The organism is Microcoleus sp. MON2_D5 (assembly GCF_036701905.1).
Lineage (GTDB): Bacteria > Cyanobacteriota > Cyanobacteriia > Cyanobacteriales > Microcoleaceae > Microcoleus.
Genome location: NZ_JAUBRM010000057.1, coordinates 20,692 through 43,667 on the forward strand (window position 1 = coordinate 20,692; position 22,976 = coordinate 43,667).

Consider the following 22,976-nt stretch of genomic DNA (forward strand, 5'->3'; position numbering starts at 1 on the left):
GGAACAAGCCAATCAGCGGGACATTAACCGAACGCTACGAACACAATAAATAATGGATAAAGCAATTACAGAAAATCACGCTCAGTCTGGCAGAGAAATTTATCAAAGGATTTCCAACAACATTCAAAAAGTGGTGAAAGGGCAATCAGCAGCAATCAGGAAATTGCTGTCAGCCTTTGTGAGTGGCGGGCACGTCCTCCTAGAAGATTATCCCGGTACAGGTAAAACTACCCTAGCTAAAGCCCTAGCCTTATCTGTCGATGTCAGCTTTAAACGCATTCAATTTACACCTGACCTTTTGCCATCCGATATCTTGGGCATATCCATGCTCGACCCCAATCAACGCACGTTCCATTTCCACGAAGGCCCTATTTTTGCTAATATTATCTTGGCTGACGAAATCAATCGGTCATCACCGCGAACCCAATCCGCCCTCCTAGAAGCAATGGCAGAATTTCAAGTCAGCATTGACGGAAATTTGCACAAACTTAAAGACCCATTTTTTGTCATTGCTACTCAAAATCCAGTAGAATCTCGTGGCACTTATCCACTTCCTGAAGCCCAAATGGATCGCTTTGCAGTTCAATTTAGTCTAGGATACATCTCGCCAGAAGACGAAGTTAACCTGCTCGGAGACCAAATCCATCAACATCCTATTGATACACTTCAAACCTGCGTTAATTTAGAGGATTTAATTAGCTTAAAACAGCAGGTAAAGCAAATTAGAATTAGTGAAGAATTGAAACGTTACCTCGTAGATATCGTGAATGCAACTCGCTCAGCCGAAGGCGTACAACTAGGGGCGAGTCCCAGAGCTTCCATAGCTTTAATGAAAGTTGCTCAAGCATTAGCTTTCTTCGATGGCTATGAGTTTGTTACGCCCGAACATATTCAAGAACAGGCGGTATCAGTCATCGCTCATCGCCTAGTAATGGAACCTCAAGCGCGTTTTTCGGGTAGAATGGCCCCAGGTGTTGTTGAAGAAATTATCAAATCTATTCCTGTACCCGCCTAAAAAATGAAACGTGTTTTCTACGCTATTTTTCGCTTCGGTGCGCGTGTAAATCGCTCGCGAAAGAAGCGATTGACCAACAATGGGTTAGCAGTGCTTAGCTGCACGCTTTTAGCGGGGGTTTTAGGATTAGATACTAATCAAACCCTGACCTATCAAATCTTTACTTTCCTGTTGTCAATTATAGGAATAGCCATAATTTTCAGTAGATTTTTTCGCTTCCGCTTCAACGCAGTACGGTTCTTGCCAAAGTTTGCAACTGTTGGAGTCACTTTTAAATACCGTATTCTCATTCATAACAAAACTAGCCAGAGTCAAAATAACCTGAAATTGGGGGAAATTTTTGCCGACACCTGCCCAACTTTTCAAGAATTTATAGAAACACCTGAACCCGGTGAAGAACAGCGCACTTCATTCGATAAATACTTCGGCTATCATCGTTGGCTGTGGCTGATTTCTCGAAAACAATGCGCCACAGCTAAGGTCATAGAATTGCCTCCTATTCCACCCAATAGCAAAACAGAAGTGGTATGTGAAATTACGCCGTCCTACAGAGGTGTTATCCGCCTGACTGGTCTAACAGTTACTAGGTCAGATCCTTTTGGGATTTGGAATGCTTGTAAAACAATTTCCTTGCCCCAATCTATCTTAATTTTACCCAAACTCTATCATTTACCACCAATTCAGCTTCCTGGCTCAAGAAGATATCAATCAGGTGGCGTAACATTAGCTTCATCCGTAGGAGATTCCGAGGAATTTAGGTCTCTGCGGGATTATCGGCCGGGAGATTCGCTACGCCAAATTCACTGGAAAAGCTGGGCAAAAACAGGTAAGCCCATTGTCAAAGAAGAACAGGATGAATTTTTTGTGAGGCACGCCTTAATTTTGGATACATTTCAAAGTGTAAAATATAGTGAAATTTTAGAGGAGGCCATCTCACTTGCTGCTTCATTATCCTATGAAGTTCAGACTCAAGAATCCTTATTGGATTTGATGTTCGTCGTTCAAGAAGCTTATTGTTTTACCTTTGGCAGAGGGCTGAACTCTACTGAAAAAATGCTAGAAATTCTCGCCTCTGTTGCTGCCTGCCAGGATAAAGCTTTTGACTCGCTCACCTCAGTTTTGATGGAGAAAATCTCTCTCCTAAGTGGTTGTATTTGTATATTTTTGTGTTGGGACGAACCTAGAAAAACATTAGTAAATTATCTGAGAAGTCGCGGTATCCATACATTAGTTTTAATTTTAACAGAGCGAGAAGCTCAATTAGATAGCTTAAATTTAGAGTGGATTAAAGATGACTTAACAAGCTGCCATATTTTAAAGCTAGGTCAAATACAAGAGGAGTTAATGAAATTATGAAAATGCCAGTGTTTCTTTTGGGTGCTAGTGTAATTTTTTGGGGCTGGCAGACGGGACTATGGTTTTTTGCGTTGCCAATTGCTCTAATTTTAGAGGCAGCTAACTGGTTGCCTTATCGGTGGGATTTTTCAGCTAGTGATTTTAGGCGCCTTGCTAATTTCTGCCTGATTTTTTTGTGCTGTTTGTTGGTTTATCTCCTGGTCGCCAACCGCTCTATTTACTTGATATATAATTTGTTGCAGTGGCTTCCTGGTGTATTTTTTCCACTGGTAGCTGCTCAGGTATATTCTGTCAAGGAAAGTTTGGATATACGCCAACTGTTTTGGTGGCTAAACAAGGCCCCAAAAACAGCACTACTTAACCCCTTGATGGTGAATCTAAATTATCCATATTTTATCGGTTGTCTGCTATCTGCTAGTACGGCGAACAGTAGAGAGAGCTCTTTTTATGCTGGGGTATTTGCCTTAACCGCTATTGCTTTGTGGTCTGTGAGACCGAAAAGATTTTCATCTATTCTCTGGCTGGGTCTGATGTTAATTGCTGGCAGTATAGGATTTATAGGACAGATGGGCCTGCACCAACTTCACCTAGCAGTAGAACAGCAAGCAATCTCATGGCTTAGTCAGGGGAACTCTCAAGAAACAGATTTTTTGAAAAAACAAACGAACATCGGGTCAGTGGGATTATTAAAACAGTCAAATGAAATAATTTTTAGAGTTGCTCCTGAACCTAAACAGACTCCTCCCCGACTGCTAAGAGAAGCCACTTATAATCGCTACAACTCTTCACTTTGGCTGGCCTTAAATCCTAACTTTGTTCGCGTACAACCAAAGATTAATGGCACAACTTGGGATTTAGGCGACCAACTACCGAATCCATCAACGATTACTATTTCGGCTACACTCCCAGGCAACCAAGGTGTATTAAAGCTGCCAGATGGAACTTTTAAAATTGACGCATTGCCTGTCAGTCAGATGGAAAAGAATAAATATGGCACAATAAAAGTGGTGGGAAAAGTTGATATGCTGGCTTATCGAAGCTACTTTAATAATAATTTTTCTGTAGATAGCCCGCCTACAGAAGACGACCTGCAAATACCAAAATCAGAAATGGCGGCACTGAATAAAATCCTCAGTCAAGTGGATACTCAAGGAAAGTCGCAACCAGAAATTTTAGATAAAATAGAGTGGTTTTTTATAAAAAATTTCGTTTATTCACTGAAGCTTAGGGGCAAAGATAATGATGCTACGCCTCTATCAACATTTTTACTGAACACTCGCTCTGGACATTGTGAATATTTTGCTACTGCTGCGACACTTCTCCTGAGAAAACTCGGTATTCCAGCCCGCTATGCAGTTGGATATTCTGTTCACGAATTTAGTTCTTTGGAGAACCAATATATTGTAAGAAGTCGCCATGCTCATGCTTGGACTTTGGCTTATATCGCGGGAAAATGGCAAGCTTTTGATGCTACGCCTTCTGATTGGGAAAGCATGGAGGATGCTGCTGCTCCCCCAGGGGCATTTATCTCTGATTTATGGTCGCTATTGAGTTACAAAATTTTGCTGGGGTTGCGATATTTATCCGGTAGCAATGGATTGAAGTATGGGGGAGTCATCCTGCTGGTCTTAATATTTTTTTGGAGGTGTAATCCTAATTTTAAGAAAAATGTACGCCTTTTATCTAAGAAACAAAGCTGGCTAAAAGCTATTTATAACAAAGATTCGTTGAGTCCGAAATCGGAATTTTATTTAATCGAACAGGCGTTAAATGAGTCTGGATTGATTCGCCCTCCTTCCGAGTCTTTTAAAAATTGGATCGAGAGGTTAAAAAAAGAAAAACCGGAATTATATTGTCTCGAAGAGTTAGCATTGTTGATTGAAATTCATTATTGCGCTCGCTTCGATCCAAAAGGAATTCAAGACGCACAAAAAGCTGAATTTAAATTGGCAATTCAATCCTGGATCGAGCAATATCGCAGACAGGCGATCGCCTCAAACTCTCCCGTTAATAAAAGCGGTAAGTCTACTATAGCTTTTCTCAAGTAGATGATGTATAAATTTAGATTTTAAATTGGGGGATGGAGGACTTTTTAATTAATTCGTAAATTCCCCAATTATTCAATTATTCAATCTAAACGTGTACCTCCCTTAATTGAGAACCGCTATATATACCTTTTCTAAATCACTTGTACAATACCGTCGGTTATTAGACAAGTCACAATTGCTTTATGCCTACTTAAGAGAACAGCCTTATCAGGGTACTTATACAATTAATCTACCCTCCGACCAAGGCATTGGTCGAACAGCAAGAGTGGAAACTAGCTCATAATCCACTTGTGTGTACGCGGTAGCCTTAAAAAGGGGGACAAAAGAGAAGATTCTTGTCCCTCCGCAACAATTCGGGGAGCGCTGGGGCGATCGGGTTTTAATCGCTCGACAGAAGACTCGCACTAGATTTGAGGTTAAGTTGACACCAATGGGCATTGTCATGTTCCTAGCCGCTGAGCAAATTTTTACTGGTTTTACTTGTTACTAGGCGCTTAGCAAAAGTAACGCTTCTGGGGCGAGTCAGAACGTCCATGTTCTCAACCAAGGCTCGGACTCTGGATTTGGGTTCCCAGGCTTTACACCTCGGAACCCGTTAATTACAGGAAAAATCAGGACACGGCAGTGCCGTTTCCCTACCTGCAGCCTCGTCGAAAAAAAATTTTAAATCCTTTGAACCTTTTTTGCGATCGTCCTGTCTAAACACTTCAGATAACGAACTGGTGGGGGAGACTTCACAGGTGTTAGCTGTGTCAGCCAATGTTTTAACCGATGACTGTTCCGACTCGGACTTAGTTGCTCAATGTTTAAAGGGCGATCGTACTTGCTTTCGGTACCTTTACAAACGCTACCAACACAAAGTCAGGTCAACCCTTTACCAACTCTGCGGCCCGTCACTTCTTGACGATTTAGCACAAGAAGTATTTCTGCGAGTGTGGAAAGGATTGCCCAAACTCAAGCACCAGGAAAACTTTTCTACTTGGCTTTATCGAATCACTTGGAATGTGGCTTCCGACCAAAGACAAGCATTCGCTAAACAGCATTCTTTTGACTCCCAACTTAAAAATCAAGAAGTAATGGATGGGATTATTATCAAAGATAACACATCCGACTTGATGCAGTTGCACTATGAAGATTTAGTGCAGCGGGGACTGGATCAATTGAGCTTTGAACACCGCAGCGTTTTGGTGCTACACGACCTAGAAGACATCCCGCAAAAAGAAGTAGCCCAAATTTTGGGACTGCCCGCAGGAACTGTCAAATCTCGCGTGTTTTATGCCCGAAATGCTGTGCGACAATTTTTGCAAAAAGAAGGTGTCAGCGAGCTATGAATAACCCAAGCAGCGACCAAAAGTTAGTTAATTTCTTGAAGCAACATCGCCCAAACGTTCCAGAAGCTGCGCCCGATTTTGAGCAAAAACTTTTAGCCGCAATAGAGAGGAATGAGGCGGGTGAGAGAAAGCTCAATTATCTAAGAGAACCCCAATTTACCCGGTCTAGTAAGAGGTCAAGAATGATCGGTTTTCGCAAGTGGGTTTTTCCTTCTGCGATCGCCGCGGGCTTGCTAGTTTTTTGGTCTGGCTACCGTGCGTTTGAGACTGCACAATTGCCCGATCATGAAACAGCTAAGTTAGAAGCATTTTTAGTGAGTAACTGGGAGGGTGTCCTGCATGATTCTAGCGAAAAAAATATGACCGATCGCTCGCAAACAGACTGGTTGACTTTCAGCCAGAGTGCTGACAGCGAAACGCAAACAAATAACTAATCTCAAAGAGGTAATTTTCATGTCAATTCGTCGTATATCTGCCCTAGCCGTTTTAATGCTGACTCTCGGTAGCACAGCCGCAGCAATAGCAGTTCCTAATCCCCTAGAACCAGAAACAATTGCCCAAAACCAGCGTCCCAATCGACCAGGTGGCAGGGAAGGTGGGATGTTCGAGAAACTTAATTTAAGCGCAGACCAAAAGCAGCAAATGCAGGCAGTTCGCGATCGCTACAAAGACCAAGTTTCCCAGCGGATGCAAGCAGTCCGCCAAGCCAGACAAGAATTGGAAACGATGATGTCCGGCACGGCAAATGCTAGCGAAATGCGCGAAAAACACCGTCAAATAATCGGATTGAGGCAGCAGTTGGAAGAGGTGCAATTTGAAAGTACACTCGCAATGCGAGAATTGCTCACAGCCGAACAGCGCAGCCAATTAGCTCAAATGATACAGCAGCGCCGACAAACTGCTAAAAACAGGATGCCAAACGGTCAAAAAACCCAGTAATTGACGAGTAGTTTTGAGTGAATCGCAGGGTGTCCAGTACGCACTCTGCGATTCATTGTAAGCAGGTAGAAATCCATAAAGGCAGGCATCGATAAACGAAGCTTTTCTGTAATCAATGCGATTGCTTTATCTCTTCGATAAAGCAGTCTAAAAGCGAAGCAAGTTTCAAGTTTAGGAGTGCTTGAGTTTGTTATAAACACTCTAAAAGCACAGAAGTCAACTCGCTACGAATCATTGAACTATTCGGAATATCCTTATATATTTTATTGGATGGAGCATCTTAAGTTTTTTAGTTAATAAGTCATATTAAGTTAAAATAATTAGTTGGGAAGTCTCATAAATTTTTCTGGATGAATCTACAGAACGAGTATAATTACATTTATTTACACGGATTTGCTTCAAGTCCCGATTCCCTTAAGGCAAAATATTTCCGAGACCGCTTTTCCGATCTAGGGATTGACCTAAAAACTCCCGATCTCAATCAAAAGGATTTTTCTGGGGTCACTCTCACCCGCCAATTAAACCAAATAGAAACAGACTTTTTGCCAACCGAAGCCTCTCAATCTCCCACAGAAAAAGTAAAAAATATCGGGGGAATCACCATCATTGGGTCGAGTTTTGGGGGACTGACAGCGGCTTGGTTGGCCCAGCGACAATTGTCAGTAAAGCAAATAGTTTTGTTAGCACCGGCTTTTGACTTTATCTCCCACTGGCTGCCGCTGTTGGGACAGCAACAGTTAGAAAAGTGGCAGTCGGAGAAATATCTGCCCGTTTATCACTACGGCGAACAGCGTTATCTGCCACTGAATTATCAGTTTTTGGCAGATATGGCTCAATACCCTGAACAAAAATTAATGCGTTCCGTCCCTACGTTAATTCTTCACGGCAAGCATGATACAATAATACCGATTCAAGCTAGCAGAGATTTTGCCGCTAACCGTCCCTGGGTGCAATTAATCGAATTAGAAGACGATCATTCTTTGGGAAACGTCCTAGCCGAAATTTGGGAAGCGATTCAAAAGTTTTGCCAATTCAAAAATTAAAATTTGACCAACTTGCAAGTCTTAACAATCAAATGACTCAACAAGATCGATCGACTCGCACCTTAGCCGTTGACATTGGCGGAAGTGGCATCAAAGTTATGGTTTTGGATCATGAAGGCCAACCCCAAACGGAACGCAGCCGTTTAGAAACGCCTCAACCACCGAAACCGGAACCCGTACTAGAGGCGATCGCCTCTTTAGCCAGCGGACAAGGGGAATTTGACCGAGTATCCGTCGGTTTCCCAGGCGTCGTGCGTCTAGGCGTCATCAAAACCGCAGTGAATTTAGATCCGTCTTGGATAGAGTTTGACCTAGAAACTACCCTCAAAGATCGCTTGGGAAAACCTGTGCGAGTGGCTAACGATGCCGATATTCAAGGATTGGGAGCAATTGCCGGGACGGGGGTAGAATTAGTAATTACCCTTGGCACCGGTTTCGGTTCTGCCTTATTTGTCGATGGTATCTTGGTGCCAAATCTAGAATTAGGACATCACCCGTTTCGGAAAGGGGAAACTTACGAACAGCAATTAGGACGAGCGGCATTAGATGCAGTCGGTTCCAAAAGATGGAATCGCCGTCTGGAAAAAGCGCTCACCTCTCTGCAAAATCTCTTTAACTGCGATCGCATTTACATCGGCGGTGGCAATACTAAAAAGATTGTTTTTGAGTTACCGCCGCAGGTGAAAATAGTACCGAATGTCAGCGGTTTATTGGGCGGGATTGCTTTGTGGCGCGATTGAATCAACTGTGTGGCAAAAATGCCCATAAATATCAAATCAAAGAAACCGAGTTTTTTGCCCGGATTAAAGGCAATAATCCAGTTTTTTCCTAAAAAACCCGGTTTCTAAATCCAGGACAGTTGATGTTGTTTTTGGCTGGTGCGATATCCGTTTTAAAAAATTATTCGCCCATCGGATCGCGGTAGCGTTTGGGTTCATCCTTGCGAAACAGATTCGCCAAACCGAGGATTCCCAACAAACCCAAAGCGCCCCAATGATTGTTGTCTTCCTTGCTTTCTTGAAGGGGAGTTCTGTCTAGAACAACTCCATTAGAATCACTATTGTTCTGTGCCGGAGCTGACTGGGTTTGAGCTGAGGCAGGCATCGCTGAAGGGAGAACAGCCAAACTCAAAGCTATGAGGGTAGCGGCGGCATTTTTAGATATATCGGACGGATTGACTTTCATACTCGGTTTCCAAATATCAGCAGTTACTTTATCAGAATAATCAATTGGCCGCAGCAGACGCATCAATCGAGCGACAGAAACTAAATCCCCTCTCTCCTCTTGCTTTCGATAGAGAAAAGGCTATATCCTAAGTTTAGACGCCTTTGATACAGCATAAGTAAGTCGGCATTAGGCAAAAATTTCAGCAGCGAGGTAAAAAACAAAAATTTTTGCATTCGTAATTTTTCTTGACTTGTGCCTTCTGCCTTGCCTTGTAAGCTGACAATCTAAATCAAAAGTTTAAAATCATACCATGCTTCCCTTTATCCGAAAAGACTTAGCCGAACTTACCGCATACACTCCCCATCCGGGGGGCGCGTCAGGAGAATCAGCGCAGTCGGAAAGTGTACTCGATCGCCTCGATACTAACGAATGCCCCTACGACTTGCCAGAGGAATTAAAAAAAAAGCTAGCTTGGACTTACCAGCAGTTAATTGAGACAAATCGCTATCCCGACGGAGGCCACGCAGCCCTCAAAGAGGATCTCGCCGAATACGTCAATGAATCCCTAAATGTCCCCGCCCTTAACAAGGCAGGGCTAGGGGGGGTTACACTGCCCACAACCGCCATTACAGCCGACAATATTTCTGTGGGCAACGGTTCCGACGAACTAATTAGATCCATTTTAATAGCTACTTGTTTAGGCGGTACCGGCTCTATTTTCGTTGCGAATCCTACCTTTTCGATGTATGGAATAATCGCCCAAACCCTCGGCATTCCCGTTGTGAGTGTTCAGCGAAAAGAGGAGAATTTTGAAATCGATATCGAGGCGGCTAAAAAGGCGATCGGGCAAAATCAACATCCCCCCGTGCGCGCCGTCTTTGTCGTTCATCCCAATTCTCCCACAGCCAATGCTTTGACAGCAGATGAAATAGAATGGTTGTCAGATTTACCCGAAGAGATATTAGTAGTAATTGACGAAGCCTATTTTGAATTCAGCCAAAATACTTTAGCAGACCAATTGCACCATCACCCGAATTGGATAATTTTACGCACATTTTCCAAAGCATTTCGATTAGCGTCAATGAGAGTGGGATATGCGATCGCCCATCCCGAACTCACAGCCACCTTAGAAAAAATCCGTCTCCCCTACAACCTTCCCAGTTTCTCGCAAACAGCCGCCGAGTTAGCCTTAGCGCAGCGGCAGTTATTGCTGGCAACCATTCCCGAAACTCTATCAGAAAGAGCAAAATTAATTGCAGCGCTAACTCAGCATCAAAAATTGCAAGTTTGGCAGAGTGCGGCTAACTTCGTTTACCTGCGGGTGAAAGCCGGCGAGGGCGAATCTGCCGAACAGGAACACAAACAAATCATGCAGCAGCTAAAAGAGGGAGGTACTTTAATTAGGCATACTGGAGGAGGTTTGCGAATTACGGTGGGTAGCCCGGAGGAAAATCAGCGAACAGTCGATCGAATCGCAGCGATTTTGAATTGACAAAACCCCTTAAAAAGGGTATGAGTTCAAGCAAATTACCATGCCATTTTTAATTATCAATCTGTCGTGCCGCCCGAATGGTTTGGGGAAATACGCCTACTAAAAGTGCCAAAGCTTCATCGGGAATTTGTGCCACCGTTTCCGAATCCAAATATTGTTCAAACTGAGTTAAAACCATTTGTGCGCGTTCCAAAGCTGCCGGCTTTGCCGTTAACTGTTCCATTAACCGCACCCACTGCCGTCGAATTCCAAAAGCTTTCTGTATTTCTTCGGGAGATTGAGGGCAAACCAAACAAAAATCGCCCACGGGAATCGCCTGCTGAGAGTCTACCTCAAAAGCGCCCCCAACGGCAGCCCCAGGCCCGGCAAACTCCGCGTGGAAACGTTTAATCAAAATTAGGCCGTTCCGGCGACGGCTATCTACCATCAACAGCTTACCGCTGTTGATTTCTGCGAGAATGTCAGAGGAGTGGGGGTGTTCTGTCAAATCTGTGCCAAGGTTTCGATGTCGCAAGTCCGGGCCAGCAGAAAGGCCGGCGCGGACAATATAATTAGAGGTAAGATTAGAGCTGGATGAAGTATCAATTTTTTTCTCATCCCGCTGCCGATCGAGATTATTCATTTCAAGTTATAAATTAATACTGTCACAAGGTGGTAGTTTGAGCGCGATCGAATATCAAAGGCAGGTAGAACAAGCAGTAGACACGCTGAAAGCGGATCTCCCGACGCTGTTTGAGAAAGACATCTCCTACGACATCTACACAAAAGATGTTTATTTTCAAGACCCTGTTAACAAATTTAAAGGAAAAATCAACTATCGCATTATCTTTTGGACTCTGCGATTTCACGGGCAGCTATTCTTTAACGAGATTTACTTCGACCTGCACGACGTAGGTCAGACAGCCCATGATACTATTGTGGCAAATTGGACTGTTCGCGGGACACTGCGGGTTCCCTGGAAAGCTCGGATTTTTTTTAACGGCTACTCTACTTATAAATTGGATAAAGACGGCTTAATTTACGAACATATTGACACGTGGGACAGAGAACCCGGAGAGATTTTAAAGCAGTTTTTCCGCAAGGGGGAGGAGGCGAGCCAAGTATAAGCCAAAAAGGTCGATCGCGCCGAGCCATCAGGGCCGGCAACCCAAATAACTTAGAATGAGTAAAATAATCATCATCCCTCGGATTCATTTTCTGCTATTTGTAAATTGCTAAAATGATCGTCGCTCCAGATTTATTTTCTGCTATTTGCACTCCTGAAAAACATCATGCCAGATATTGTCGAGACTGCCACCAATGCCGGCTCTTTCAAAACCCTCGTGACTGTTATTGAAGCGGCTGGTTTGTTAGATTTATTGCAAAGTCCGGGCCCCTACACCGTCTTAGCACCAACTGACGAGGCATTTGCCAAAATTCCTACGAACACTATTACGTCTTGGCTGGAAGACATACCCAAGCTCAAGAAAATTCTGACTTATCACATTCTGTTTGGCGAGGTACTAACTGAGAATTTGCTTGAGTTAAGTTCTGCTGAAACAGTGGAAGGTTCTGTGGTGGGAATTGATACTTCTGACGGCATTAAAGTGAATGATGCTAAAGTTCTCACTTCAGATATTCTTGCCGACAATGGCGTCATTCATATCATTGATTCGGTGTTACTACCAGCAATGGTTGCAGGAGAATAAAAGTTGTGTTTTCGCTGATAAATTTCGGGTGCGCTAGGCGCACCTGATGCCTATAATAAATTGTAATAAATTTAGAAGAGGCGGGGCAAATCACCGATAAATGTAGGCGCGCACCTTACTGCTATAAATGTAGGCGCGCACCTTACTGCTATAAATGTAGGCCTACGGGGAGCAGATTACCCTACATTTTAAACTAATTATCCGAACCTAAAATCAAGCCAGAGCGTGCCGGCAGCATCAATTCTAACTGCCGAGTTTCCCCGTCACCTTTCCAAACAAACTCGCCTTTTCCATACAGCAATTTATCGTGAGGAGATTTCAAATTAGCTGGCTCAAAGCTAATATTAGCTGCTTCGGTCGCGACATTGACAGCAACAACTATTTCCTCATCCCCCAAAATTCTGGCAAAAACGTAAACCGATCCCTCAGCAAAAAGAATTTGGTACGATCCAGTACGGATGGCAGCATATTTGTGCCGCAAAGCTATCAACTGCTTGTGATAATCTAAAACATTAACTTCCCAGTCAGCTTCTAAGGGAAAACCGCGGCGAGAATCGGGATCGAGAGCACCGGGTAAACCAACTTCATCGCCGTAGTAAATGCTAGGAGCTCCAGGAAAAGTTAACAGCAGCAAATTAGCGAGTTCGACGCTAGCTTGATCGCCTCCAGCAATTGACAGCAACCTAGCTGTATCGTGACTGGCTAACAAGTTGAGTTGAGTTAGCTGTATTTCCCAAGGATATAATTCCAAAACGTGCTGAATTTTGTCGCCGTACTCTTTAGCCAAAAGTGCCGGATAGGGGTAATAAGAACGACCTTCCAGTTGAGCTAAATCTACCCTGTCGCCCGCTGCAAAAGCAATAGTTGGGGCAGCAAAAAGATAATTCATCACCCCGTCAAACTGAGTACCGTCGAGCCATTCTCTCGCATCTTCCCAAACTTCGCCGACAATGTAAGCTTCGGGATTAATTGCTTTCACTCGGTCTCGAAATTCCTGCCAAAAGCCCGGGGTTTTAATTTCAAAAGGAACGTCCAGCCGCCAGCCGTCGATGCCGAATTTAATCCAATATTCGGCGATTTCCATGATGTATTCTCGGACTTCTGGATTGTCGTGATTGAATTCAGGAAGTGCTCGATTCCCGTCCCAACCGGCATAGTTAGCAGGAAAATTGCCGTCGTAGGCGGATAGCGGCCAGCCTTCAATTTTAAACCAATCCACCCAAGGAGAATGCGGGCCGTTTTCGAGGATGTCGTGAAAGAAGAAAAAGCCGCGGCTGGCGTGGTTGAATACGCCGTCGAGGACAACTTTGATATTGCGATCGTGGGCGGCGTCTAGAAGCTCTTTAAAAGCTGGATTGCCACCCAACATCGGATCGACTTGATAGTAGTCGTGGGTATGGTAGCGGTGATTGCTGGCCGACTGAAATATGGGGGTGAAATAAATTGCGTTAATGCCTAAGTCTTGCAAGTAGTCTAGCTGTTCCATCACGCCCCACAAGTCCCCGCCTTTGTAGCCTTGGAGGGTGGGGATTTCGTGCCATTCTTCCCACTTGAAGTTTTGCAGCAGGCGTTTGCGAGGCTGTTTGCTTTTGGCGAAGCGATCGGGAAATATTTGGTAGAATACCGCGTGTTTAACCCAGTCTGGCGTTTGAATTTGCATACATTTTTTCTAGCTTTTAGGGGTTAGGCTACAGTAGCAGAGGTTTGTAGGGGATCTAGCTTTTGGTAGAGAATAGACATTTTATCCAATTTTGTCGATCGACAAATTGTAAAATATTACACAAATTTGCAGTCAATCTAAGATTTAAAACTGACACTACCTAGAAATTTATCGTCCCGGCGCGCGACGCTTCCTGACTGCTGTGGAGTCCGAAAAACTCACACAACAGGAACGCCAGCAAAAAGAACCGGATAAAACCCAAGCCAAAAGCGCGCTTTGGGCCCAAACAGAGCGCGCTTTGTGCGTGACACGGCGCGATCGACCAGCCTTTGAACAACAACAACAGCGCCATGCTCCAGGATGAAGAAATGGCGAGAACGGGGAATTAACCCAGAAAACTTGTAATTAAAAGCCCAAACCCCGAACCTTATTCTTTTGTTAAACAGCCCTTATTTATTGAGGGGTATTTCAACTCACAACTCAAAACTTTTTCAAATACCCATTATTTCTTGATGAGTATTTTAACTCACAACTCAAAACTCATAACTCCAGTCCCGGACGCACTCCAACTCTCATAAACTGGGTTTTTTAACTCTTATTGAGGGTGGGAAGAAGTATTTGGATTAAAAAAACCCCCTTTCTGCGTAACCGACTCAACTCATAACTCATAACTCAAAACTTCCTTGCTCCCCCCCCTTGTCAAGAAGCCCTCACCATCCGACACTGTACTTGGAGAGTTAATTGACCCTAGGGAGAAAGTTCCTTGAAAAAAGTCTTAGCCATCATCCTCGGTGGCGGTGTAGGCACCCGCCTTTACCCCCTAACCAAACTGCGAGCCAAACCCGCAGTTCCCCTCGCAGGCAAATATCGCCTCATCGATATTCCTGTCAGCAACTGCATCAACTCGGAAATAGTCAAAATTTACGTCCTCACGCAATTCAACTCGGCATCCCTCAACCGTCACATCTCTCGCACCTACCAGTTTTCCGGCTTCACCGAGGGATTTGTCGAGGTCCTCGCCGCCCAGCAAACTCAGGAAAACCCCAACTGGTTTCAAGGGACAGCCGACGCAGTTCGCCAATATCTCTCGCTGCTAGAACAGTGGGACGTTGACGAATACTTGATTCTTTCGGGCGACCACCTCTACCGCATGGACTACCAGAAGTTTGTGCAGAGACACCGCGAAACCAACGCCGATATCACCCTCTCGGTTTTGCCAATGGACGAGAAGCGTGCCTCGGATTTTGGTTTGATGAAAATCGACGGCAACGGTCGCATTGTTTCTTTCAGCGAAAAGCCAAAAGGCGATGCGCTCAAACAAATGCAGGTGGATACTACTAAACTGGGACTGACAGCGCAGCAGGCTCAGGAAAGTCCTTACATTGCTTCGATGGGGATTTACGTCTTCAAAAAAGAAGTTCTGATTAAACTCCTGAAAGAATCTCCAAACCAAACTGATTTTGGTAAAGAGATTATTCCGAATTCGGCAAAAGAACACAACCTTCAAGCTTATTTGTTTGACGATTACTGGGAAGATATCGGAACCATTGAGGCTTTTTACGACGCTAACATGGCTCTGACAAAACAGCCTCAGCCGCCTTTCAGTTTCTACGATGAAAATGCGCCGATTTACACTCGCCCGCGTTTCTTGCCGCCGACAAAGCTTTTAGATACTCACGTGACTGAATCGATTATTGCTGAAGGCTGCATTCTCAAACAGTGCCGGATCGACCATTCTGTGTTGGGAGTTCGATCGCGCATTGAAGCTGGATGTACGATTCAAGACACTCTGGTCATGGGTGCTGACTTCTACGAACCCGACGCCGAACGGCATTCGAGTTTGGACAACGGCGGCGTCGCCCTCGGTATCGGTGCAGATACTACAATTCGCCGCGCGATTGTGGATAAAAATGCCCGCATCGGCCGCAATGTTCAATTAATTAATAAAGACGGAGTGGAAGAAGCCAACCGCGAAAACCAAGGTTTTTACATCCGCAGCGGCATTATCGTAGTCCTGAAAAATGCCACGATTCCTGATGGAACTATCATTTAGTTATTAGTCATTAGTCATTAGTCGTCAGTCATTAGTTTTTTAAGTTAAAATCTGTTACCTCTCAGCCAGTGACTGATGATAAATAAGTAAATTAGTGACAGATCACCAATGACCGATGACTGATGACTGATGACAAAATTAATTCTTTTTTTTGTTGATTATTAATTCCCACCGCTGATGCGAGGTGGTCGAAATACTTGGCTTTATTCCAAGGCTCGCGCATTATTAATAAGCGACAGTCTCTGTTACTGTCTGCCGTGATACAGATATGTCCGGTCGCCTGCGTCTGGCCAATAGCTTCTGATTCTTGTATTTTCGCTCGTAGCACGACTGACAAATACGCTGCCCGTTTCTGAGTACAACACAACTCTCGGAACTATCTTTCCAATCGTCGCAGCAGCCGCAAGGCCAACTTAGCAAATAATTCATAATGTTAGCACCCTGGTAGCGTTAAAAGCTTATTGTTCTACTATCCTATCTTAATGTTTTATAAAAGTGTGTGATGTAGCTAACAGACAGGGGGAAAATTATGTTATATTACTTTGACTTAAATCTCTTCAGAGGTTTAAAAATAAAATTCTCTAGCACGGATCTGGCGTGAATAAAAAATATCTAGAAATTTTGTGTAATAACGGCGCAATTTAGGGTATTATATAGTCACAATTCAGAAACCAGATTTGACCGGACTTGCAGATGAAAACCTGTTAAGATTTGGATTGGGTGATAAAGCTCATATCGAGAAGTTCGTAGGCGTAAGCCGGGGCGTAGCCATCGCACCGCGCCCCGAAAAAAAAGAGCAAAAAAAAATCGCTCGTCCGCGCCAGTCAACCCTCCTGGACTCGCGCCCGCAACACCAGCAGCTTTCCCCGCCTCACCTTAACCGGGCTGCCGCCTCCCGAACGCCCTTTGCCTCCTAAGTCCCCAAAAGTTTTCGCCACAGGATTTTTACCGTCTCAAAGCTCACAGGTATAGCAACGGCCTATAGGGTAAGGACGTTCTTAATTAATGAAAGCATTGTTTTTGCTGTCGAATGCCAAAAGCATTTCTAGAGGCGGCGGCTCCGGCTCCCTTCAGCACGAGAGAGCCGAATGCTATAAAATCTTAAACAGCAGGGGAGTGCGGAAATTGCGATCGAACGCCAAGCAACAACCGAACTCGATCGAGTCCAAACCTTTGATAACCTATAATTTGAATGAGATGCCGCAGGCACTTCGGCTCCTGGCATTATACTAATGCGCCATCCTGCGGCTAATTTGGGATTTATTCTTTCTAACAACTAACAACTAACAAATAACAACTAATAAAGAGGGGATTGCTTAATGGCTGCAACAGATTTTAAAGACTATTACGCTATTTTGGGACTCAACAAAACTTCCAGTTCTGACGAAATTAAAAAAACTTTCCGCAAACTAGCCCGCAAATATCACCCGGACATGAACCCCGGCAACAAAGAAGCCGAAGCTCGTTTTAAAGAAGTAAACGAAGCTTACGAAGTGCTCTCAGACCCTGAAAAACGCAAAAAATACGACCAATACGGTCAATACTGGAAGCAAGCTGCCACAACTCCAGGCGGATGGCCGGGCGGGGGCACTACGAATGTAGACTTTGGCGGGGTTGACTTCAGCGAGTACGGCAGTTTTGACGAATTTATCAATGCCTTGCTAGGCCGTGCAGGTAGTAATCCGGGTAGTGGCCGCAACGCCAAGTGGAATTACAGTAACTACCGCACCAGCAGCGGCGGGCCCACAGGTTTTGGCGGATTTGAAGATTTCGCGGGGTACGAAAACCGCAGCGCAGGAACCTCTCTCGACACCGAGGTCGCCATTTCCTTGACTCTGGGGGAAGCATTTCGGGGAACTTCTAAGCGAGTCGCCACGGGCGAAGTTTCGATTCCAGCAGGAGTGAAAACCGGCAGCAAAATTAGGATAAAAGGCAAAGGTCAAGTTGACCCGTACACGAAGCAGCAGGGAGATTTGTACCTAAAATTAGAAGTTTTGCCTCATGCTTTCTTCCAGTTTGAGGGAGAAAATTTGGTCTGCGAAGTACCGATAACTCCAGACGAAGCCGTGTTGGGAGCTTCAATTGAAGTGCCGGTGCCTGAAGGAACGATCACTGTGAAAGTTCCAGCCGGGATTCGTTCGGGTCAGTCTTTGCGGTTGCGGGGCAAAGGATGGCCGAAACCCAAGAAAAACGAGCGGACTGATTTGTTGGTAAAAATTGCGATCGTGCCGCCGAAAGAACTTACCTCTCTCGAACGCGAGTCCTACGAGAAAATCCAAGCAAATCGTACTTTTAATCCTCGCAGTAATCTCAATCAGATGATGCTTTGAAAAAGCCTGCATTTCTCGGACGCAAATAAGATTCTTTCTTCAGTATTTCCTCGGGACACAGCATTGTTGTGTCCCTACTGTATGCAAGCGCGATCTCATTTGAAAAAAACCCTGTTAATAAATCAACTTTTCTTCGCCCGTAATTGGCAGTTTCCAACCTTCTCAAGACTCTTCACTAGCTCTTAGCTGAGTAGGTTGACTACCTTGTTTGAGGTTGATGGTAATTTTTTTAGCTCCTTTGTTCTCCAGATCTCGGATGTAGCCGGTCGATCTGTCAGAAGCTTCCTCTCTGCTGTCATAGGGCCCAAAGCAGTAGGTACGCTTTGGCGAATCTGTATCAACTTCTACCCACCATTCGTCGCGTCGAGTGCTGCTAGCAGGTTGAGCTAGCATCCAAACAGCCGTGAAAAACATACCCAACATAGAGATTTCAAACATATTTACCTCTCGGAATACTTAAGTAGTTTTTAGTATTCTCAATTTATCAAGGCAACACGATCGCTCGGCTCGTCCTCAGTGCTGATTTAGCCCCGATTATTTTTGGTCGTTAATGCTGGCTAAAATCTGCATTTTGGTGGAGAAGATGCCACCTTTTAAGCCAGCACTACAAATACAAAGTCCGCAGAGTAAGGACTAAGACAAGATCGTGCTTAATATTATTGTTGAGGCTTGAGGTAATTGAAAACTCAAACAAAACTGAGGCACTCTTGACGCTCAGAAACCGGGTTATTTAACATATACCCCTCGTGATAGACGGAGTATTTTAGTCAAAAAACCCGGTTTCTGGCGTCTGCACTATCAAAATTCTTAAGCCGCGATACCCTCTGAAAATTCACTATCGCAAATCGTGAGTTCCGAAGGCTGACACCGTTTGATGCGGATGCTAACTCTTTTGGCTCCCTCGCTTTCGAGGTCTTCGACGTAGCCCGGAATATTGCTGGAGGCTTCTTTGTCGGTGTCGAAGGGGCCAAAATAGTAGGTACAGTGAGGCAAATCTGTGACAATTTCTACCCACCATTTCTCGGACCTGCGGGTGCTTGGTCCAGCAAACACGGACAAGACTGCGATGTAGATACAAAATAAATAAAATCCGAACATTTTTCCTCTTTTGGGGTTATTTATTTTCTATAGGACTTACGCCCTCGCGACTCTCATCAACCGGGTTGTTCCAATCCTGGCGATCGCCCTTTACCAGAGAATTTAGTCCTTCAAACCCGGTTTCTGGGTTGAGGACGCTCTAACTTTATCAAGGTAATTTATGCGATCGCATCAACCTGAGTGCTGATTTTGAGCAGAGAATAGAATCCCAGTGAATCAACTATTTTTCATTTAAATTTAAGCTTGAGGGTGCGCTAGGAGTGGTCACCCCACAACAGTTTAAGTACGCAGTAGTTGATTAATTAAATGCGCGACAACTTAGTTCTGTAAATACGCCGGAAATAGAATTTCTTGGCTAAATGAGTTATGAAATCTAACTTAAGAAGCTTGGCAACACCGGTTTGGGTGTACCCAATTTTTGTCATAAAGGCTATAGCGCGACCTTACCCTAGCAGCGCCACAGCTTAACAACTGTCGCTAAAATAGCAAAACCCGCCTGGGCGGGTTTTGTTGTTAAGCTATAAAATTCCTCAAACAAGTTTCATTTAGCCACCTCAGCAGGCTGAGGTTTAGCGCTTGCCCTTGGGGAACTGTTCGATACCAGCCCAACCGTAGAAAACCAGCTCGTCGTTCTGAACTCGGCAGCGGTCTACTCGCAGTTGAGTGCCTTCTAAGGCAAATTTGTCTAAGTCTAGCAAGTTATTTACGTGGGCAATTATAGCTTGACCCAAGTCTATTGCTTGCCCGTCACCGCCGTAAGTAACGCTGACAAATTGGATTTTGCGTCGGTCTTCTACTTGCAATTGAGCTGTAATATCTATTTTGACGGGTTCGCTGGCATCGCCTACGGTAATTTCGGACTGAAGCCGAATGGATTTGTCGGCTCCGAAGCTGACTTCAGTGTTTTGAAAGTGCAGAGATTGCTCTTGATACTTCAGCTTCTGGAGTTTTTCAACTACAAAAGGTGTATTGAATGAGGTGGTTAAATCCGATCGACTTAAGACTACTCGCATATTTGCCTGGGTAGGCTGTCGCAATTTCACTTGACCTGCAAAAATCGCCCCAAAATCAATGGAGAGTGCTTGCAGGTAGAGTTCCATCACTTCTATGCGGAGGCCGTTGTACATCAACATACCTTTGCCAACAAAGTCGAAACCGTCGATGCTTCCCTGCAAGAGTTTGGCTACTGGTTCGACTCGGATGTTGGCTTCGGCCTTTTCAGAACGCTTGAATAAGGCTGCGATCGCAGCTCCTGCTACTTTACTAACAAGGCGATCGCCACTTTGACCTTGAAAGGATGTACCGCTAAACAAAGCTGCTACCATTTATTCGTTTGCTCGTCTACAGTCGCCATTATAACCCCATATTAAGAAATGTAAAAATCGCTTGTGCTTATTCACCTCATAAGCAGATCTTGTTTTTTGTCTGTCTTCTAAACAACATTGTTGAAATTTAACGGCTCAGGGGGGTGCCTTGGAGACAGGCGCGATCGAGCAACGCTCCATCCCAAACGGTTTGTTCGATCGTGGCGCAAAGCAAATTAGCCCCCGTCAGGTTAGCGCCGCGCAGTACGGCTCCATTCAGGATCGCTTCTTCCAAGTCAGCTCCTGACAAATCAGCGCCGGACAAATTGGCATTGCTCAAATCGGCGGAGTGCAAAATTGCCCGACCCAAAGCAGCGCCTCGCAAATCGGCGCCCCGCAAATCGACACCGCTCAAATCCAAATTGCCGATGGATGCCCCCGTCAAAAAAGCACCCCCAAAACTTGCGTCGCGGACTAAAGCGTTAGCGAAGGAAGCTCCCCGCAAATCGGCATTGCGAAAATCTGCGCCTCGCAAGTCAGCACCGCTCAAGTCAGCGCCGCGGAGGTTGGCTCGCAATACCGCCCGCTGCAAGTTAGCGCCGGCGAGATTAGCTCCACTCAAGTTGGCTTGAGACAAGTTAGCACCGGCGAGATCGGCTCCCGCTAAGTCTTTGCCGGCTAAATCAGTACCGGCCAACATCAAAATTTTGCCTTTTCGTATGGCTTCGAGGTCATTAGTCATTAGTTTTTAGTCATCAGTCATTGGTCATTAGTCATTAGCGCACAGACAGGCTCCTGCTACAACTCACAGTGGTAGGGTGCGCTTAGCAAGCACAGGCTGATTTTTTGTAGTGTTGGAAAAGATTTTGTGCTGAGTTTTAAATGCCCAATACTTCGGCTAGACACTTCGGCAGCGCTCAGCACAAGCTCTGTACAAGTTCCCAATTACCAATTACCGATCGCCCTTTACCAATCCAGTTATTTTATAATGCCGGAGCGGTCGCGGTCGTTCGATCGCCCAAATCCTCCAACCACACGTTAGGCAGTTGGCTCGGGCGAGTTGGTAACTGCATCAAACCCATTTCTGCCAGTCTGACGACGTTGCTGAGAGTTTCCACCAAAGCCGGATCGAAGCGAGTGCCAGACAGTTCGCGGCACTGTTCCAAAGCTTCGCTCAAACTCAAAGCCGGACGCTCGCCACGCGGTTGAGTCAATTCTTGAAAATCAGCGACCAGCCCCAAAATCCGCGAAGCAACGGGTATGGTTTCGGCTCGCAAACCCTCTGGCCTGCCGCTGCCGTCCCAATATTCGAGTTGGTGCTTGACAATTTCCGCCACAGGTGATAGTTCCGGCATTGCTTGCAGCAGTTGGGAACCAATGAAACTGCGATCGCGCCAAAATGAGAAAGTTGCTTGGTCAAAAGCATCGGGAGTGCGATCGAACACCTCATTCGGGGCAGAAACTAAGCCGACTCGAAATAGCAATCCAGCCAGCCGCAGCCTCCGCAACTGCAAAGCCGGCAAATCCAGCAGTTGACCCAAAGTTTCCGACAAAGCCGCCACCTGCAAAGACGCTGTAGGATTTGAGGTATCGCGTTCGTCCACGCGCTGGGCCATCCGCAGAAAAGCTTGAAGTTTGTTAGCGTTCAAATTGCGGCTGACGCGCAAAGCTTGACCTTCCAATTCCCACAACTCGCGGGTTTGGCGGTTAATTGCTACCATTTGCTGCTGAGAACTTTGCAGGTAAGTGACTATCCGCGATACCACGCCACTAATGTCTGCCAAGGGCGGGCCAATGGTAGCCAGGATTTCGTGGTACATTTCCAGCAAACTCTCGGCCAGGGGAGAGTTGTAATGTCGCGTCTGTTCTATAAAAATTTCTGCAGCAGCCGACACCAAAGACTGGTCAAACGACCACAAACCGTAGAACTTTCTTTCTGTATCTACTTCAGGCTTGCCCTCGGGCAAGTATTCCTGGGCTGAAAGTTCGCGGCAAAGCACCATTGCTTTGTATGTCGGGGCGACGATGATTAAATTCCATTCTTCAATTATGGGGTCGTTCTCATCGAGATTTATTAAAGATACATTTTCTAATTGCCCGGTTTTGTGAGTAGCGAAACCGCTGTCGGCTACTGCACCTATGACAACGTGCCGAGAGGCATTAGCAATATCTAGGTAGCGATCGGCTTCCTGTAAATACCATTTACCCTGCTGAAACGTTACCAAAACTAAGGGTTGGAGTTCGCTCTTGTCCCCGCCACTGGTTTGCAAAATGTGGTCTTCTAGGGCGTGACATAGGGCTACTAGGGTGTTTTTGAAGTATACCCCGTAGCTAGAAGGCAGTTTTCCGTCGGGAAGTGTAGCTTGTAGTCTAGCGAGAGTTGATTCTGAATTCATTGCAAAAAGCGGTGCCGGCTCTTACTTATTGTAGCGGGCGATTGAACTTCTAGAAA

At 45.2% G+C, this 22,976-nt stretch carries 23 protein-coding genes; 15 read left to right on the forward strand and 8 right to left on the reverse strand.

What is annotated here, in order from left to right; genetic code table 11:
- The first annotated feature begins 52 nt into the window (after positions 1-52).
- From QUA47_RS20655 to QUA47_RS20690, 8 genes are all read left to right on the forward strand, one after another.
- Complete coding sequence (locus QUA47_RS20655; protein ID WP_333432130.1) at positions 53-1,015, forward strand: MoxR family ATPase; 963 nt, start codon at positions 53-55, stop codon at positions 1,013-1,015.
- A 3-nt stretch (positions 1,016-1,018) separates the two neighbouring features.
- Positions 1,019-2,371: a DUF58 domain-containing protein gene (locus QUA47_RS20660; protein WP_333432131.1), complete on the forward strand. Its 1,353-nt coding sequence runs from the start codon at positions 1,019-1,021 to the stop codon at positions 2,369-2,371.
- A 530-nt stretch (positions 2,372-2,901) separates the two neighbouring features.
- Complete coding sequence (locus QUA47_RS20665; protein WP_333432132.1) at positions 2,902-4,419, forward strand: transglutaminase domain-containing protein; 1,518 nt, start codon at positions 2,902-2,904, stop codon at positions 4,417-4,419.
- Between the two features lie 740 nt (positions 4,420-5,159).
- On the forward strand, positions 5,160-5,750 hold the full coding sequence (locus tag QUA47_RS20670) for a sigma-70 family RNA polymerase sigma factor (protein WP_333432148.1): 591 nt from the start codon (positions 5,160-5,162) through the stop codon (positions 5,748-5,750).
- A complete protein-coding gene (locus QUA47_RS20675) occupies positions 5,747-6,184 on the forward strand; it encodes a hypothetical protein (RefSeq protein ID WP_333432133.1) in 438 nt (145 codons plus the stop codon). The genes QUA47_RS20670 and QUA47_RS20675 overlap by 4 nt, the downstream gene beginning before the upstream one ends.
- 19 nt (positions 6,185-6,203) lie before the next feature.
- The gene (locus tag QUA47_RS20680) at positions 6,204-6,689 is read left to right on the forward strand and encodes a Spy/CpxP family protein refolding chaperone (RefSeq protein ID WP_333432134.1); all 486 of its coding nucleotides are present in this window, start codon (positions 6,204-6,206) and stop codon (positions 6,687-6,689) included.
- 350 nt (positions 6,690-7,039) lie between these two features.
- The gene (locus QUA47_RS20685) at positions 7,040-7,732 is read left to right on the forward strand and encodes a YqiA/YcfP family alpha/beta fold hydrolase (RefSeq protein WP_333432135.1); all 693 of its coding nucleotides are present in this window, start codon (positions 7,040-7,042) and stop codon (positions 7,730-7,732) included.
- 32 nt (positions 7,733-7,764) lie between these two features.
- Positions 7,765-8,472: an ROK family protein gene (locus QUA47_RS20690; protein WP_333432136.1), complete on the forward strand. Its 708-nt coding sequence runs from the start codon at positions 7,765-7,767 to the stop codon at positions 8,470-8,472.
- 160 nt (positions 8,473-8,632) lie between these two features.
- On the opposite strand, the gene QUA47_RS20695 is transcribed toward QUA47_RS20690, so the two are convergent.
- Positions 8,633-8,917 (reverse strand): WGxxGxxG family protein, encoded by a 285-nt coding sequence (locus QUA47_RS20695; protein ID WP_333215498.1) that lies wholly within the window; start codon positions 8,915-8,917, stop codon positions 8,633-8,635.
- Between the two features lie 292 nt (positions 8,918-9,209).
- On the opposite strand from QUA47_RS20695, the gene QUA47_RS20700 reads away from it, so the two are divergent.
- Positions 9,210-10,391 (forward strand): histidinol-phosphate transaminase, encoded by a 1,182-nt coding sequence (locus QUA47_RS20700; protein WP_333432137.1) that lies wholly within the window; start codon positions 9,210-9,212, stop codon positions 10,389-10,391.
- 49 nt (positions 10,392-10,440) lie between these two features.
- Here the strand turns inward: QUA47_RS20700 and QUA47_RS20705 are convergent, their stop codons facing one another.
- Positions 10,441-11,013: a hypothetical protein gene (locus QUA47_RS20705; protein WP_333404702.1), complete on the reverse strand. Its 573-nt coding sequence runs from the start codon at positions 11,011-11,013 to the stop codon at positions 10,441-10,443.
- Between the two features lie 37 nt (positions 11,014-11,050).
- Between QUA47_RS20705 and QUA47_RS20710 the strand changes: the two genes are divergently transcribed.
- Entirely contained in the window at positions 11,051-11,497 is a 447-nt protein-coding gene (locus QUA47_RS20710; RefSeq protein WP_333432138.1) for a DUF2358 domain-containing protein, read from the forward strand.
- 165 nt (positions 11,498-11,662) lie between these two features.
- A complete protein-coding gene (locus QUA47_RS20715; RefSeq protein WP_333215488.1) occupies positions 11,663-12,079 on the forward strand; it encodes a fasciclin domain-containing protein in 417 nt (138 codons plus the stop codon).
- Positions 12,080-12,272: 193 nt separating this feature from the next.
- Here QUA47_RS20715 and QUA47_RS20720 read toward each other — a convergent pair whose 3' ends face one another.
- Entirely contained in the window at positions 12,273-13,739 is a 1,467-nt protein-coding gene (locus tag QUA47_RS20720; protein WP_333432139.1) for a glycoside hydrolase family 13 protein, read from the reverse strand.
- 202 nt (positions 13,740-13,941) lie between these two features.
- Here QUA47_RS20720 and QUA47_RS20725 point away from each other — a divergent pair, with 202 nt between their 5' ends.
- From QUA47_RS20725 to QUA47_RS20740, 4 genes are all read left to right on the forward strand, one after another.
- On the forward strand, positions 13,942-14,103 hold the full coding sequence (locus QUA47_RS20725) for a hypothetical protein (RefSeq protein WP_333215484.1): 162 nt from the start codon (positions 13,942-13,944) through the stop codon (positions 14,101-14,103).
- A 399-nt stretch (positions 14,104-14,502) separates the two neighbouring features.
- The gene (locus QUA47_RS20730) at positions 14,503-15,792 is read left to right on the forward strand and encodes a glucose-1-phosphate adenylyltransferase (RefSeq protein ID WP_333215482.1); all 1,290 of its coding nucleotides are present in this window, start codon (positions 14,503-14,505) and stop codon (positions 15,790-15,792) included.
- A gap of 1,005 nt (positions 15,793-16,797) precedes the next feature.
- Entirely contained in the window at positions 16,798-17,025 is a 228-nt protein-coding gene (locus tag QUA47_RS20735; RefSeq protein WP_333432140.1) for a hypothetical protein, read from the forward strand.
- Between the two features lie 86 nt (positions 17,026-17,111).
- Entirely contained in the window at positions 17,112-18,122 is a 1,011-nt protein-coding gene (locus QUA47_RS20740; protein ID WP_333432141.1) for a J domain-containing protein, read from the forward strand.
- A 162-nt stretch (positions 18,123-18,284) separates the two neighbouring features.
- Here the strand turns inward: QUA47_RS20740 and QUA47_RS20745 are convergent, their stop codons facing one another.
- From QUA47_RS20745 to QUA47_RS20765, 5 genes are all read right to left on the reverse strand, one after another.
- Positions 18,285-18,560 (reverse strand): DUF1816 domain-containing protein, encoded by a 276-nt coding sequence (locus QUA47_RS20745; RefSeq protein ID WP_333289408.1) that lies wholly within the window; start codon positions 18,558-18,560, stop codon positions 18,285-18,287.
- A gap of 369 nt (positions 18,561-18,929) precedes the next feature.
- Positions 18,930-19,220, reverse strand: coding sequence for a DUF1816 domain-containing protein (locus tag QUA47_RS20750; RefSeq protein ID WP_333215474.1), 291 nt, complete (start codon positions 19,218-19,220; stop codon positions 18,930-18,932).
- Between the two features lie 569 nt (positions 19,221-19,789).
- Positions 19,790-20,545 carry an LmeA family phospholipid-binding protein gene (locus tag QUA47_RS20755; protein ID WP_006635225.1) on the reverse strand — a complete coding sequence of 252 codons (756 nt, stop codon included), beginning with the start codon at positions 20,543-20,545 and terminating at the stop codon, positions 19,790-19,792.
- A gap of 127 nt (positions 20,546-20,672) precedes the next feature.
- A complete protein-coding gene (locus tag QUA47_RS20760) occupies positions 20,673-21,266 on the reverse strand; it encodes a pentapeptide repeat-containing protein (protein WP_333432142.1) in 594 nt (197 codons plus the stop codon).
- 241 nt (positions 21,267-21,507) lie between these two features.
- The gene (locus tag QUA47_RS20765) at positions 21,508-22,920 is read right to left on the reverse strand and encodes an HD domain-containing phosphohydrolase (RefSeq protein ID WP_333432143.1); all 1,413 of its coding nucleotides are present in this window, start codon (positions 22,918-22,920) and stop codon (positions 21,508-21,510) included.
- Between the last annotated feature and the right edge of the window lie 56 nt (positions 22,921-22,976).